This is a genomic window from Devosia insulae DS-56, from assembly GCF_000970465.2.
Classification (GTDB): domain Bacteria; phylum Pseudomonadota; class Alphaproteobacteria; order Rhizobiales; family Devosiaceae; genus Devosia_A; species Devosia_A insulae.
The window spans coordinates 1-12,753 of record NZ_LAJE02000279.1; the positions used below are offsets into that span (position 1 = coordinate 1).

16 protein-coding genes are annotated in these 12,753 nt (G+C 65.6%); 10 read left to right on the forward strand and 6 right to left on the reverse strand.

All coding sequences use genetic code 11. From position 1 onward, the window contains the following. Window positions 1-38: 38 nt before the first annotated feature. From VW23_RS19450 to VW23_RS19460, 3 genes are all read right to left on the reverse strand, one after another. Entirely contained in the window at window positions 39-479 is a 441-nt protein-coding gene (locus VW23_RS19450; protein ID WP_069911197.1) for a hypothetical protein, read from the reverse strand. A 259-nt stretch (window positions 480-738) separates the two neighbouring features. Continuing rightward, entirely contained in the window at window positions 739-1,686 is a 948-nt protein-coding gene (locus VW23_RS19455; protein ID WP_069911198.1) for a DMT family transporter, read from the reverse strand. Between the two features lie 112 nt (window positions 1,687-1,798). Next, complete coding sequence (locus VW23_RS19460; RefSeq protein WP_069911199.1) at window positions 1,799-2,119, reverse strand: hypothetical protein; 321 nt, start codon at window positions 2,117-2,119, stop codon at window positions 1,799-1,801. Window positions 2,120-2,391: 272 nt separating this feature from the next. Between VW23_RS19460 and VW23_RS19465 the strand changes: the two genes are divergently transcribed. Genes VW23_RS19465 through VW23_RS19475 form a run of 3 tightly spaced genes read left to right on the forward strand, consistent with a single transcriptional unit; the run spans window position 2,392 to window position 5,847 of the window. Continuing rightward, window positions 2,392-3,198, forward strand: coding sequence for an SDR family oxidoreductase (locus tag VW23_RS19465; RefSeq protein ID WP_069911200.1), 807 nt, complete (start codon window positions 2,392-2,394; stop codon window positions 3,196-3,198). After that, the gene (gene uvrC, locus VW23_RS19470; protein WP_084646323.1) at window positions 3,159-5,102 is read left to right on the forward strand and encodes an excinuclease ABC subunit UvrC; all 1,944 of its coding nucleotides are present in this window, start codon (window positions 3,159-3,161) and stop codon (window positions 5,100-5,102) included. Before VW23_RS19465 ends, uvrC begins: the two co-directional genes overlap by 40 nt. 7 nt (window positions 5,103-5,109) lie before the next feature. Then, window positions 5,110-5,847: a carbon-nitrogen hydrolase family protein gene (locus tag VW23_RS19475; protein WP_069911201.1), complete on the forward strand. Its 738-nt coding sequence runs from the start codon at window positions 5,110-5,112 to the stop codon at window positions 5,845-5,847. Between the two features lie 151 nt (window positions 5,848-5,998). On the opposite strand, the gene VW23_RS28330 is transcribed toward VW23_RS19475, so the two are convergent. The 3 genes from VW23_RS28330 to VW23_RS19485 all read right to left on the reverse strand — a co-directional run bounded on the left by VW23_RS28330 (window position 5,999) and on the right by VW23_RS19485 (window position 8,020). After that, the gene (locus tag VW23_RS28330; protein ID WP_082434123.1) at window positions 5,999-6,142 is read right to left on the reverse strand and encodes a DUF1127 domain-containing protein; all 144 of its coding nucleotides are present in this window, start codon (window positions 6,140-6,142) and stop codon (window positions 5,999-6,001) included. A 232-nt stretch (window positions 6,143-6,374) separates the two neighbouring features. Next, window positions 6,375-7,169 carry a carbohydrate ABC transporter permease gene (locus VW23_RS19480; protein ID WP_176730442.1) on the reverse strand — a complete coding sequence of 265 codons (795 nt, stop codon included), beginning with the start codon at window positions 7,167-7,169 and terminating at the stop codon, window positions 6,375-6,377. Then, window positions 7,169-8,020 (reverse strand): carbohydrate ABC transporter permease, encoded by an 852-nt coding sequence (locus tag VW23_RS19485; RefSeq protein ID WP_069911203.1) that lies wholly within the window; start codon window positions 8,018-8,020, stop codon window positions 7,169-7,171. The genes VW23_RS19480 and VW23_RS19485 overlap by 1 nt, the downstream gene beginning before the upstream one ends. A 199-nt stretch (window positions 8,021-8,219) precedes the next feature. Here VW23_RS19485 and VW23_RS19490 point away from each other — a divergent pair, with 199 nt between their 5' ends. The 7 genes from VW23_RS19490 to VW23_RS19520 all read left to right on the forward strand — a co-directional run bounded on the left by VW23_RS19490 (window position 8,220) and on the right by VW23_RS19520 (window position 12,527). Further along, window positions 8,220-8,678, forward strand: a complete 459-nt coding sequence (locus VW23_RS19490; RefSeq protein WP_069911204.1) for a MarR family winged helix-turn-helix transcriptional regulator — start codon at window positions 8,220-8,222, stop codon at window positions 8,676-8,678. A gap of 235 nt (window positions 8,679-8,913) precedes the next feature. Further along, window positions 8,914-9,990, forward strand: coding sequence for a 3-deoxy-7-phosphoheptulonate synthase (locus VW23_RS19495; RefSeq protein WP_069911205.1), 1,077 nt, complete (start codon window positions 8,914-8,916; stop codon window positions 9,988-9,990). Between the two features lie 344 nt (window positions 9,991-10,334). Continuing rightward, window positions 10,335-10,883, forward strand: coding sequence for a CDP-diacylglycerol--glycerol-3-phosphate 3-phosphatidyltransferase (gene pgsA, locus VW23_RS19500; RefSeq protein WP_084646324.1), 549 nt, complete (start codon window positions 10,335-10,337; stop codon window positions 10,881-10,883). Then, entirely contained in the window at window positions 10,880-11,131 is a 252-nt protein-coding gene (locus tag VW23_RS19505; protein WP_069911207.1) for a MoaD/ThiS family protein, read from the forward strand. The genes pgsA and VW23_RS19505 overlap by 4 nt, the downstream gene beginning before the upstream one ends. Window positions 11,132-11,134: 3 nt before the next feature. Further along, the gene (locus tag VW23_RS19510) at window positions 11,135-11,584 is read left to right on the forward strand and encodes a molybdenum cofactor biosynthesis protein MoaE (protein ID WP_069911208.1); all 450 of its coding nucleotides are present in this window, start codon (window positions 11,135-11,137) and stop codon (window positions 11,582-11,584) included. Further along, window positions 11,584-12,033, forward strand: a complete 450-nt coding sequence (locus tag VW23_RS19515; RefSeq protein ID WP_069911209.1) for a VOC family protein — start codon at window positions 11,584-11,586, stop codon at window positions 12,031-12,033. Before VW23_RS19510 ends, VW23_RS19515 begins: the two co-directional genes overlap by 1 nt. A gap of 14 nt (window positions 12,034-12,047) precedes the next feature. Further along, a complete protein-coding gene (locus VW23_RS19520) occupies window positions 12,048-12,527 on the forward strand; it encodes a nucleoside deaminase (protein WP_069911210.1) in 480 nt (159 codons plus the stop codon). Window positions 12,528-12,753: the final 226 nt, after the last annotated feature.

Sequence of the window (12,753 nt, forward strand, 5' to 3'; positions counted from 1 at the left end):
CTTCCTACACCGGCCTGTCAGTTGCATCTCCTCAAGAACTACTCCACCCGCAGCCGCTCCACGTCGATCCCCCGTGCCACCAGCGGCTCGCGCATGCGGCGGCCCATGAACTCGTTGACCCCGTAGAGCGCCAGCGCCGCCACCAGCAGCACGATGCCGAAGCCGCGTGTTCCCTCTTCGGTGCCGATGGCGATTGCCGCCAGCACCGCGGCCGCGCCGCCACCGATGAGGGTGTACCACTTGCGCTCGGCCTGCACCCTGAGGTTGCGGGCGCTCGACAGCAGCAGGTCCTTGAGCTCGAGATCGCCCATTGCCGCCAGCTCGGAACTACCGCCTTCGCGCCGGATCGTCTGCATATAGGCCTCGACGCGCCGCTCGATCACCTCCTGCCGCTCGGCATCGCGCCGCCCGCGGAAGAAATAGCTGCCGACAATGCCGATCAGCCCCAGCACCAGCACGATTTCCAGCAGCACAACCATCGGCCAATCCCCTCGTCCAGGGCGTCAGCGCCCGTTGTGCATCAGATGTCCCTGAGAGCTCGGGGATTCAAGGGCTGGTACGTATGGCCCCACCCCCTCCCATCGAGGGGGAGGTGCCGGCCGGTGCTTGGGGCAAGGACGTGCTAAAAGCACAAGACCCACCTCCCCCTTGATGGGGGGGCAAGCGAAGCTTGGGAGCGTAGCGACCTAGCGCAGCTCGGAGGGGGTGGGGCCACAGGCACAGCCGGCGAAAACCCCCTCAATGCGGCAGCGTCTCCTCTTCCGCCGCCGTCACCGCACTCCGTCGCCCGAGCCGGCTCAGATGCCGCTCGCGCCCCATCACCACCAGGCCGGCGCCGACGATGATGCCGCCGCCGATCAGCGACACCGGGTCGATCAGGTGGCCAAACACCTGGTAGCTGAGGAAAATGCCCCAGGGCAGCGCGAAATAGTTGAATGGCTGCAAGGTGCTGGCCGGCGCGCGCGACAAGGCCACCATCATCAGCCCATGCGCCGCCGTGGAGGTGACCATCACCAGCCCCATCTGCAGCATGGCGCTCAGATCCATCGGCTGCCAGAAGAACACGCCGACTGCCGTGGTCAGCAGCAGCCCGACCACCCCGACATAGACCATGCTGGTCGCCGTGGTGTCGGCGCTCGACACTTTGCGGGTCAGCGCAATGTAGACCGCATAGCTCGCGGCCGAGAGGATGGCGAAAATCACCCCGCCATCGATCGGCAGGCCGCCCGGGCGGACGATCACCAGTGCCCCGCAAAAACCGATGAACACCGCCACCAGCCGGAACAGCCCAACCTTCTCGCCGAGGATCGGGATCGCCACCAGCGTCGCCATCAGCGGATAGACCAGCACCACCGCCTGCAGCTCGGCCAGCGGCACGGTCTTCAGCGCCATGGCGAAGAACCAGATATCGACCACTAGCAGGATCGCCCGCAGCCACTGCAGCCACGGATATTTCGAGCGGAACGCCTGTTTCAGCGGTCCCTGCCGGCTGACCAGCACCAGCGAAAACGCCGCAAAGGCCCAGAACCGCAGCATGGCGAGCTGGAACGGCGAGTGCGTCTGCACCAGCGATTTGGAAACCGCATCCTGGATGCCGAAGATGACAATGGCCAAAAGGGTGAGGCCGATGCCGAGCGCGATATTGTCGGCGCGGCGGCGGGGTTGCCCGGCTTGGGGCTCAGTCATGGACATACTCTGCATAGTCAAACGCCCCGGGCGCGCTGCCCGGGGCAAGTAACAGGAACTAGAGAGCGCTTTCAGGTTTTGAAAGCGCCGTCGAAGCGGATGTCGTCAGCGATCAGCTGCTCTTCATCGTGGCGTTCTTGATCAGCCCGGCAATGGTGGTCAGGATGCCACCACCGACGAGGCCGGTCAGCCCCTGCCCGGCCAGCGCGCCGATATCCATGCCGCCGGTGCCGGCTGCTGCCGCCGCAGTGCCGACGAGGCCCGAAAGCCCGGGGATCATGCCGGCCAGCCAGGTGCCGAGCCAGCCACCGATCGCGCCGGCGATGGTATTGCCCACCGGCCCGAGATTGACCTGCTTCAGCACGGCCGCGATGCCGTTACCCCCAACGCCGCCGCCAATCAGTTGAACGAGAATCGGAATAATTGCTTCCATTGGACGCTCCTCAGATCCAGCTTATGGGAAGCCGAGTGGCCCCCAACTCGCAAGTGCGACGTTACGCCCGATTGCAGAGAGTCGGTAGTCACAAGCTTGCACGTACTTGAAGCAGCGGGGGAAATCCGGGTGGACCGGCAATTGTTGCCGCCAACTCTGCTTGCGATACGTGCCTCACAGCGGCTCGGCCGGGCACGACAACTTGCAGCGCGCCGACCACCCAGCCGTCAATTGAACCGCCGAGCGCGAAGCCCTATCTTCCGGCTCGACTCATGACATCCGCACCCGCACACATTCCGGCCGATTCCAGCCGTGTCGCCCTTATCACCGGAGCCGCCGACCGCGTCGGCGCCGCCATTGCGCGCCGCCTCGCCCGCGACGGCTGGGCCGTGGTGATCCACTACCGCTCGTCGGCCGAAAAGGCCGAGGCCGTGGCGACCGAGATCCGGGCGGCCGATATCCGCGCCGGCGGCGGCAGGGCCGCTACCATCGGCGCCGATCTTGCCGACCGCAGCCAGCGCGCCCGCCTCATCGCCGAGGCGGCGAGGCATTTCGGCCCCCTCACCCTGCTCGTCAACAACGCTTCGAGCTTCGAGCGCGACTCCAACGCCGATCTCGATGAGACCCTTTGGGACGCCCACTTCGCCGTCCACGCCGAAGCCCCCGCCTTCCTGTCGCGCGATTTCGCCGCCCAACTGCCCGAAGGCAAAACCGGCAACATCATCAACATCATCGATGAGCGCGTCCTCGACCTGTCGCCCGCCTATTTCAGCTACACCCTGAGCAAAGCCGTGCTCTGGACCATGACCCGCACCCTGGCCCAGTCGCTCGCCCCGCGCATCCGGGTCAACGCCATTGGTCCCGGCCCCACCGTGCCGCCGCCGCATGTCTCGCCCGAGGCCCACCTGCGCCGCCTCACCGAACTGCCGCTCGGCCGCGCCGCCGGCCCCGACGGCATTGCCGATGGCGTCGCCGCCATCCTCGGCCTCGATGCAATGACCGGCCAGATGATCGTCCTCGATGGCGGCGAGCATATCGAATGGCCGGCCCGCCGTGGTCCGACCCCGAGGCGCAAATGACCGAGACGCCTTCGTTGCCAGCCACGCCAGCAAGTCCGCCAATCTCGGGCGCCGAGGTTATCAAGACCTTCGTCAAAACCCTGCCACCCTCGCCCGGCGTCTACCGGATGTTCGACGAGGCCGGCGAGGTCGTCTATGTCGGCAAGGCGCGCAACCTCAAGGCGCGTGTCACCAACTATACCCGTCCCGAAGGCCTCGATATCCGCATCCGCCGGATGATCGAAGCGACGCGCAACATGGAGTTCGTGCGCACCGAGACGGAAGCCGAAGCGCTGCTGCTCGAAGCCAACCTGATCAAGCGCCTGAAGCCGCGCTTCAACGTGCTGCTGCGCGACGACAAGAGCTTCCCCTACATCCTCATCGCCACCGAGCACGAAGCCGCCGAGCTGAAAAAGCACCGCGGCTCGCGCCGCATCAAGGGCCACTATTTCGGCCCCTTCGCCTCGGCTTTGGCGGTCAAGCGCACCATCACCGCGCTGCAGCGCGCCTTCCTGCTCCGCACCTGCTCGGACAGCTTTTACAAGGCCCGTACCCGGCCCTGCATGCTGCACCAGATCAAGCGCTGCTCGGCCCCCTGCACCGGCGAAATCTCGATGATCGACTACAATCAGCTGGTCGAGGAAGCCCGGCAGTTCCTCTCCGGCAAGTCGAAATCGGTGCAGGATCACCTCGCCGCCGATATGAACGTCGCCGCCGAGAACCTCGACTTCGAGCGCGCCGCCCTGCTGCGCGACCGTCTGTCGGCCTTGGCGCTGGTGCAGTCGCAGGGCGATGTCGCCTCGAAATCGGTCGAGGAAGCCGACGTCTTCGCCATCGGCCACGAAGCCGGGCAGTTCTGCGTCCAGGTGTTCTTCTTCCGCGCCTACCAGAACTGGGGCAACCACGCCTTCCGGCCGCGCGCCGACGCCTCGCTCTCCGATGCCGAAGTGCTCGAGGCCTTTATCGGCCAGTTCTACGAGGATCGCACCCCGCCCAAGCAGATCCTGCTGTCGCACGAGCTGAGCGAGAAGGAGCTGATGGAGGAAGCCTTGTCGGCCCGCGCTGGCTCAAAGGTCTCGATCCAGACGCCGCAACGCGGCGAAAAGAAGGACCTGGTCCAGCACGCCCTCAACAATGCCCGCGAGGCGCTCGGCCGCCAGCTGGCGGAAGGCGCCACGCAGAAGACTTTGCTCGAAGGCGTCGCCACGCTGTTCGGCCTCGACGAGCCGCCGCGCCGTATCGAGGTCTACGACAACTCGCACATTTCCGGCACCAATGCGGTCGGCGCCATGATCGTCGCCGGCGAAGAAGGGCTGAACAAGAAGTACTATCGCACCTTCAACATCCGCTCGACCGACATCACCCCGGGTGACGATTTCGGCATGATGCGCGAAGTGCTGACCCGCCGCTTCACCCGCCTCGCCAATGAGAGCGAACCGGAAGCCGAAGACGAGAATACCGGCATGCCGGATTGGCCCGATGTGGTGTTCATCGACGGCGGCGCCGGCCAGCTCAATGCGGTACGCCAGGTGATCGCCGAACTGAACCTGCAGAAGGAAGTGACCTTCATCGGCATCGCCAAGGGCGAGGAGCGCGACGCCGGCCGCGAGAAATTCTTCATGGAAGGCCGTGATGCCTTCATGCTGCCGCACCGCGATCCGGTGCTCTACTACGTCCAGCGCCTGCGCGACGAGGCCCACCGCTTCGCCATCGGCACGCATCGCGCCAAGCGCAAGAAGGACGTGATCAGGAACCCGCTCGACGAAATCGAAGGCATCGGGCCGACGCGCAAGCGCGCCCTGCTGCAGCGCTTTGGCTCGGCCAAGGCGGTCGGCCGCGCCGCCCTCGCCGACCTCGCCGAGGTGCCGGGGGTCTCGACCCAGCTGGCGCAGCAGATCTACGACCATTTCAACGGCCCCGGCTGATCGACACGTGCGCAGCGTCCGGATCGCCGCCGCCCAGACCAGCGAGTATCGCGAGGATATCGGCGCAGCTTTGCGCTGCGTGGCTGAGCTTGCTGCCCGGGCCGAAACCACGGGCGCGGCGCTGCTGTGCTTCCCCGAGGGCTTTCTGCAGGGCTACCTGGTCGACGAAGCCGCGGCGCGGCGCCAGGCCCTCGATCTCGGCTCCAGCGCATTTGAGGCGGTGCTCGAGCAGCTTCCCCGCACCGGGCCGATGCTGGTCATCGGCATGCTGGAGCTCGAGGGCGGGCAGCTGTTCAACACCGCGATTGTGGTGCAGCACGGCCGCCTCATCGGTCGCTACCGCAAGGCCCACCTGCTCGGCGCCGAGCGGGCCTTTACCGCCGGAACGGACAGCCCCAGCTTCGAAGTCGACGGCCTGCGCTTCGGCATCAACATCTGTTACGACACCAACTTCCCCGAAGCAGCGCGGCAAGTCGCCAATTCCGGCGCCTCGCTGCTGCTCTGCGTTGCCAACAACATGCTGCGGCGCGAGACGGCGGAGCTGTTCAAGCACCAGCACAACCCCATCCGCGGCGAGCGCTGCCGCGAGACCGGCCTGTGGCTGATGTCGTCGGATGTCACCGGCGAAAGAGATGGCCGCGTCGCCTGGGGCCCGACAGCAGTTCTCGATCCGACCGGTCAGGTGATGGCGCAACTGCCGCTCGACGAACCTGGCCTGCTGATCTTTGATCTGCCCCTCAGCTAGGACCCTGCGCCGATACCGGCAGTCGGGCTGCCCTCCCCCGCAAGCGGGAGAGGGATTCCCGACTGCTACATCGCGCAAGTAACCGGCACCGCCACAAAAACAAAAGGCGCCCACTGGGCGCCTTCGTTCATCTCATCTCTGAGAAAGCTGCTTAGTTGACCGCAGTACGGGCGACCGACTTGATGTCGTCGCGGGTGATGCCGAGGTCGCGAAGCTGGGTGTTGCTCAGCTGCGAGAGCTCACGGACGGTGCGGTTGTAGGCGGCGAACTGCGAGAGCTTCTGACGGATGTTCATTTGGTTTCCCCTTCTGTTTGGTGACGCTGATATAAGGCCGCCAACCCGACCCAACCAGTAGGGTATTACGCACCCGAGCTATGCGCCCTGCGCATGCCGCGCGAACCAGAGTTAAGTTTGCGTTCAGGATTGCAGGGGGTTGGGACAACGGAGCCGCCCCAGCCATGCGTTTTCGTTCATAATACATTCATATGACGAGCGGTCCGGCGGCAACCCTGTGGCAGATCCGTGGCTAGCCCTTGATGCCGCTCGACAGCATGATCGCCTCGGTCACCTTCTTCTGGAACACCAGGTAGACCAGCGCCACCGGCAAGCCGGCCAGCAGCGCCGCGGCCAGCCCGCCGACACCGAGATATTGCTCGACCTGGCCGATCGCCACCGTGACATTCATCAGCGGCTCTTTCGTCACCACCAGGAACGGCCACAGGAAGGCGTTCCAGGCGCCGATGAACACGATGATCGCCAGCGCCGCCGTCACCCCCCAGTTGACCGGCAGGTAGATACTCCATAGCAGCCGCGCATGGCTCGCCCCATCGACGCGGGCGGCCTCGCTCAGCTCTTTCGGAACGCTGTCGAAGAACTGCTTGTAGACGATCACAGCGATGGGCGCGATCAGCTGCGGCAGGATCACCCCGGCCCAGCTGTTGATCAGCTTCCAGCTGTTCATCAGCAAGAAATGGTTCACGATCAGCGCCTGCACCGGGATCATGAAGCTGGCAAGGATCAGGTACCACAGCGCCTTCCGCCCCCAGAATTCGAGCTGCGAGATGGCGTAGCCGGCGGCGGCGCTGATGGCGATCACCACCAAAGTCACCGTCCCCGAGGTCACCAGCGAGTTGAGGTACCAGAGCCCGATCGGCGTGCCGAACAGCGCATTGGCATAAACCGCCAGCCCATCGAGCGGCGTCCCATCCGCCTCTGGCGCCACCGTGGTCAGGATTGCCCAGACCAGCGGGAACGCCCAGGCGACTGCCGCGACCACCGTCAGCAGCGCCAGCACCAGCCCGGCGAAGTTCAGTCGCCGGATCATTTGCGCGCCCGCAGCAGCTGGAACTGCAGCACCGACACCGCGGCGACGATGACGAACAGCGCCACGGCCACGGTCGCGGCATAGCCGCCCTGGTTGCGCTGGAAGGCCAGCGTGTAGATGTACTGCACCAGCACCATCGAGGCATCAACGCGGCCGCCCTGCACCAGCAGGTAGACCTGGTCGAACACCTTGATCTGCATGATCAGCTGGATGGTCAGCACCAGAGCGGTCACCGGCCAGATCAGCGGCCAGGTGATAGCGCGGAACTGCATCCACCGCCCTGCCCCGTCGAGCCTCGCCGCTTCATAGAGCTCAGTTGGGATGTTCTTCAGCCCCGCCATAAATAGCAGCACGTTGAAGCCGACCGTCCACCACACGGTAATGGTTGCAGCGATCGGCAACACGAATGGCGGCCGCCCGAGCACCCGATCCGGCAGCACCAGCTGCCCTGGCCCGTAGACGAACCAGGTCCAGATCGAGGTCACCGTGGTGACCGGCAGGATGTAGGGCAGGAAGAACACCGCCAGCACCACTGCCTGCCAGAACCCCTTGAGCCGCACCACCAGCATGGCAAAGCCGAGCCCCAGCAGCGTTCCGGGCACCACCGTCAGCGCCACGAAATAGGCGGTGTTGGCCACCGAGTTGCCGAAGCGCCAGTCGCGGAACAGTTTCAGGTAATTGCTGAGGCCCACCCATTCGCCCGGCAGGATCAACTGCCCGTCGGTCAGGCTCATCGCCAGCATTTGCAGCGTCGGGTAGAGGAACAGAGCCGCGTAGACGATGACGAACGGCGCCACCAAAGGCAGCGCCGCGCGGTTGTCGAGTTTCTTCTTCAGGGGGGTGGTCATCGCCCGCGGCTTATGCGGGTTGTGGCGTGGGAGATCAACGGTGGGATCGGCGCGTCAATGCGTCGATCGTATCCCAGCATCCCCAGCCTGGTGTTGCCCAGCACCACCCATTTGTGGTTGTTCGCTGGCGAACGCCCGCAAGGCGCATGCCGATATCGGAGCTATGCAAGTTAGCCCCGCATAATTAGGATACTAGCTAATGGCAACAAGCGATCCTGCACACCTGATGCGCGATCTCACCCGGGACCTGCTGCTCACCGGGCGGCTGTGGCGCAAGATGGCGCGGGCTGTCGCTGCCAAGCATGGCGTGTCCGAAGCGGCCTCCGCGCCGCTGATCTGGATCGACCGGCTGGGCGAAAATGTCCGCCAGAACGTCCTCGCCGACGCCATCGGCATCGAAGGCGCCTCGCTGGTCCGCCTGATCGACGAGCTGCAGGCCTCCGGTCTCGTCACCCGTGAGCCCGACCCCACCGACCGCCGTGCCAACGCGGTATCGCTCACGGCGCGCGGCCGCGAGGTGGTGGCCGAGGTCAACGAGGATGTGATGGCGCTCCGCCGCCAGGTGCTCGGCGCCCTCGACCCCGCCGATTTCGAAGCGGCGCTGCGCGTCTTCGCCGCCATCAAGACAGCGGCCGCCAAGGATGCCGGGGATCAGTAATATTCGACGAACGGATGAACTGAGCCTCGTGACAAGTCAGTAAAGCTCGGTTACAAACCCGGCCATGAACCTTCGCGCCGCCTATTCGTATTGGTATTTTACCACCGGAAGCCGCTGGCAGCCGAAGGGGCGCGTTTGACGTAAAACACCAAACCAAGATTTCCCAAAAAGCCGCCAGATCACCTGGCGGCTTTTTTGTCGCCGGTGCCCCAAAGATCCTCGAGGAGCCGACGAAATGCTGAAATCCACCGACGACCTGCGCATCAAACAGATCCGCGAACTCCGAACCCCCGAAGAGGTGATCCGCGAGTTCCCGCGCACCGACGCGGCGACCCGCACCGTGATCAGCTCACGCCACGCGCTGCACAATATCCTCCACGGCGCCGACGACCGCCTCGCCGTCGTCGTCGGCCCCTGCTCCATCCATGATCCCAAGGCCGCGCTCGACTATGCCCGCCGCCTCGCCCCGCTCCGCGAGCGGCTCGCCGGCAGCCTCGAGATCGTCATGCGCGTCTACTTCGAAAAGCCCCGCACCACCGTCGGCTGGAAGGGCCTGATCAACGACCCCAATCTCGATGGCAGCTTCGACATCGATAACGGGCTGCGGCTCGCCCGTTCGTTGCTGCTCGAGATCAACAATCTCGGCCTGCCCGCCGGCTCCGAATTCCTCGACATGACCACCCCGCAGTTTTTTGCAGATCTGATCTCCGAGCGCTCCATCGGCGCGCGCACCACCGAGAGCCAGGTGCACCGCGAGCTCGCCTCGGGGCTGAGCTGCCCGGTCGGCTTCAAGAACGGCACCGACGGCAATGTCCGCATCGCGCTCGACGCGGTGAAATCCGCCAGCCAGCCGCACCATTTCCTGGCGGTGACCAAGTCCGGCCACTCCGCCATCGCGGCCACCACCGGCAATGACGATTGCCACATCATCCTCCGCGGCGGCAGCAAGGCGACCAACTACGATGCCGAGAGTGTCGATGCGACTTGCAAGGAAGCCGAAAAGTCCGGCATCCGCCCGGCGGTGATGATCGACGCCAGCCACGCCAATTCGTCGAAGAAGCCAGAAAACCAGCCGCTGGTGCTGGCCGAAGTCGGCGCGCAGATCGCCGCCGGCGACAAGCGGATCATCGGCGTCATGGCCGAATCCAACCTCGTCGCCGGCCGCCAGGACCTCGTGCCCGGCAAGGAGCTGGTCTACGGCCAATCGATCACCGACGGCTGCATCGACTGGGACTCGACGGTGGAGGTGCTGGAAAAGCTGGCCGAAGCCGTGGAAGAGCGGCGCCGGGTGACTGGGCAACTGGTGGCCTGAACGATCTCTCGGTAGTCCGATACCCGAACCTCGCAGCGATCGCCTTCTCCCCTTGTGGGAGAAGGTGGCCGAAGGCCGGATGAGGGGTACCGCAACCAAAGGTTGCGCGATCGGAGCGAAGCGACGAGCGACAGAGTGCGCGGAGAGATACCCTCATCCGCCCTTCGGGCACCTCCGGGCGAGGGCTGCGCCCTCGTCCCGCGACCACAAGGGGAGAAGGCGATCGCTGATACATCCCGTCAGCGGCCAGCCCTCAACCTTCCCGCAACCCTGCCGCCCCACCCTGCCTTGACCGCGCCACGGCGATAGCGTCTTCTCCCGGCATGCAAATTCCGCCGCAACTGATGACGCTTCCCAACCAGCTGACCATCGGCCGCATCCTCGCGATTCCGGTGATCTGCCTGTTCCTCGTTGCCGGCTGGGAGTGGCTGCGCTGGCTGGCGCTGCTGCTCTACATCGCCGCCGCCGTTTCCGACTGGCTCGACGGTTTCCTCGCCCGCCGGATGAACCTCAACTCGGCGCTCGGCAAGATGCTCGATCCGATCGCCGACAAGCTGCTGGTCGGCGCGCTGCTCATCACCTTCGCCTGGACCCGCGATCTCAACGGCTGGGACCTGATCCCGGCCATCGCCATCATGCTGCGCGAGATTTTCGTTTCGGGCCTCCGCGAGTATCTCGGCAACCGCTCGATCAGCGTGCCGGTCACCTTCCTCGCCAAGTGGAAGACCACCGCCCAGCTCGTCGCCCTCGGCCTGATCATCGCCGCCCCGATGCTGCTCGGCCTCGGCTTCATCAGCCACGTATTCCTGTGGATCGCCGGCGGCCTCACCGTCTGGACCGGCTGGGAATATCTCCGCTCCACCTGGCCGCATCTGTCGGGACCCGAACTATGAAGATCCGCTATTTTGCCTGGCTACGCGAGCGCCTCAACCGCGGTGAGGAAGAGGTCACGCCGCCGGCCGAGGTGATCACTGTCGGCGACCTGATTCAGTGGCTGAGGGATCGCGACGAAGCGGCTGATCTGGCGATGCAAAAGCCGAGCCTGATCAAGGCGGCGCTCGACACCGAAATCGTGCCGCACTCGACCCCGATCGGTAATGCCAAGGTCATCGCCCTGTTTCCGCCGATGCCCGGCGGCTGACCCGTGTCGGTCCGCCTGCAGCAGGCGCCCTTCGATCCGGGCGCCGAGACCAATGCTTTCCTCGCCGCCTCGGCCGGCGCCGGCGCTGCCGTCACCTTCACCGGCCTCGTCCGCTCGCGCCCCGACGATCCGGTCAGCACGCTGACGCTCGAGAGTTATCCGGAACTGGCGGAAGCCCAGATCGGCAAGGCCATCGCCGAGGCGGTGGTGCGCTTCGGCCTCATCAAGGCATCGGTGATCCACCGCCACGGCCGCCTCGCCGTGGGCGAACCGATCGTCCAGGTGATGACGCTGGCCCCGCACCGCCAGGCCGCCTTCGACGGCGCCTCCTTCCTGATGGATTATCTGAAGACCGACGCCCCCTTCTGGAAGAAGGAAGCGACTCCCGAGGGCGAGCGCTGGGTCGAGGCCAAAACCGAAGACGACGACGCCCGCGCCAAATGGAACAAATGATGACCGACACCCGCCCACCCTTCTCGCTCGTGGGCATCGACCACGTCGTCTTCCTCGTCGATGATCTCGCGAAAGCCACCAGGTGGTACGCCGACGTGCTCGGCTGCCAGCCCGGCTATTCCTACCCGACGCTCGGCATGGAGCAGGTCTGGTGCGGCGCCGCGCTGATCGTCCTCTGGGATATCACCCATCCCGGCGCCGCCTCCGCCATTCCGCCGGTGAAGGGCGGCCGCAATGTCGACCATGTCTGCATTGCGCTCTCGCCCTTCGATGAAGGCGCCATGCGCGCCCACCTCGCGGCGCACGATGTCCGCATCGAGCGCGAAGCCCTGCATGGCGGGGCCCGCGGCATGGGCAACTCGTTCTATGTGCTCGATCCCTGGGGCAACAAGCTCGAGCTCAAGGGCCCGGCGGTCTATCCGGACGGGCGGGACTGGCCGAAAAACTGAACCGGAGAGGGCGGATGAACGAGACGGACCATAAGCACCTGGTGCGCTGCGCCGAACTCGCCGAAGTCGCGCTGAACTCGGGCAACGATCCGTTCGGCTCGCTCCTCGTCTCCGCCGCGGGCGACGTGCTGTTCGAGGAGCACAACTGGGAATCGACCGGCGATGCGACGCGGCATCCCGAGATCGACATCGCCAAATGGGCGTCGGCCAATATGAGCGCCGCCGAGCGCGCCGGCGCCACCGTCTACACCTCGGGAGAGCACTGCCCGATGTGCTCGGCCGCCCACGCCTGGGTCGGCCTCGGCCGCATCGTCTACGCCGTCTCGTCGGCGCAGCTGACCGACTGGCGCACCGCCATGGGCGATGGCCCCTCGCCGGTCAACGGGCTGCCGATCAACGCCATCGCCCCCGGGTTGCCGGTCGATGGCCCTGACCCGGCGCTGCAGGATCGGATGCATGAGCTGCATCGGCGGCGGCATGCGATGCGGGGGTAGCAAGTTTCAATTTGAGCTGCCCCTCACCCCGACCCTCTCCCCGGAGGGGAGAGGGGGCGATGTGGCATGGTCGGTGCAAACTGCGTCCCCTCTCCCCTCCGGGGCTACGGCATGCACGGAAGTGGTTTGGGGTCATCGGCGAGCTGTGATTCAAGGTGGCATTGCCAACTTGGAGGTCATTGGGATGCCGTTTGCGATCGGGGATGTGCGAGTAGCTGAGCGCGGT